Source organism: Kitasatospora sp. MY 5-36 (assembly GCF_001182915.1).
Lineage (GTDB): Bacteria > Actinomycetota > Actinomycetes > Streptomycetales > Streptomycetaceae > Kitasatospora.
On record NZ_LFVW01001312.1, the window covers coordinates 1 to 920 of the forward strand.

The following is a 920-nucleotide window of genomic DNA, read 5'->3' on the forward strand; positions in this document are numbered from 1 at the left end:
CCCGGGCCGGCGGGCGGACCGGCCCGTCTGCGGGGCGTGATGCGACCGGTGGGCCCGAGCGGTCGCGTCACGCCGCCGCGCGTGCCCGACACCGGCGCCGTCGCTAGCGGGCCGGCGGGCTCGGCGGTCGGGGGGTTCAGTGGTCGGGGGGTTCAGTGGTCGGTGACGAGGCGCAGGGCGGTGCGTGCGACGGCCTCGTGGACGGGGACGGTGCCGGAGACGAGTTCCAGGACGCGCGGGGCCGTGGCGGGTGTGGTGAGCAGGTCCGCGAGGACGGCCGCGACGTCGGCCCGGTCGATCTCGCCGGGGCCGGTGTGTTCGGCGAGGTGGACCCGGCCGGTGCCGGGCCCGTCGCGGAACCAGGCGGGGCGCAGCACGGTGCAGTCGAGGGCGGGGCGGGAGAGCAGGTCCTGGTCGGCTCTGCCCTTGGCCTGGAGGAAGGTCTCGACGAGGGGGTCGGGCGGGTAGTGGATGGCGGGGTCGGCGCCCATGGCGGAGAGCATGACGAAGCGTCGTACTCCGGCGAGTTGGGTGGCGTCGGCGAGGGTGAGGGCGGCGTCGTGGTCGACGGGGTCGGCCTGTCCGGGGGCGTTGCCGCGGCCGGCGCCGGCGGCGAAGAGCACCGCCTGGGCGCCGGTGAGCAGGTGTGCGAGGTGGTGGGGGGTGGTGTGGGCCAGGTCGGTGACGGCGGGTTGGGCGCCGGCGGCGCGTACGGTGGCGGCTTGTTCGGGGCGCCGGATGATCCCGGTGACCGGTAGGCCCCGGGTGGCGAGGAGACGGGTCGTCAGGAGTGCGACCCTGCCGTGGCCGCCCGCGATCACAACCGACATGCGGGCACCTTACGGGGCCGGTGCCCGCCCGGCCGCGACCGGCGCGCGTCTCGGAGCGGGGCGGGCGAGGCGTGGCGGCGGCGCGCGGGG

The 920-nt window shown here is 77.7% G+C and carries 1 protein-coding gene; it reads right to left on the reverse strand.

The annotated features are described in order from the left end of the window. Positions 1–152 precede the first annotated feature (152 nt). Positions 153–830 carry an SDR family oxidoreductase gene (locus AE652_RS42160; RefSeq protein ID WP_049661470.1) on the reverse strand — a complete coding sequence of 226 codons (678 nt, stop codon included), beginning with the start codon at positions 828–830 and terminating at the stop codon, positions 153–155. Between the last annotated feature and the right edge of the window lie 90 nt (positions 831–920).

What these genes read in the sequence shown, in the direction of transcription:
- AE652_RS42160 (WP_049661470.1), bottom strand. Translation starts at nt 830, where the DNA reads ATGTCGGTTGTGATCGCGGGCGGCCACGGCAGGGTCGCACTCCTGACG.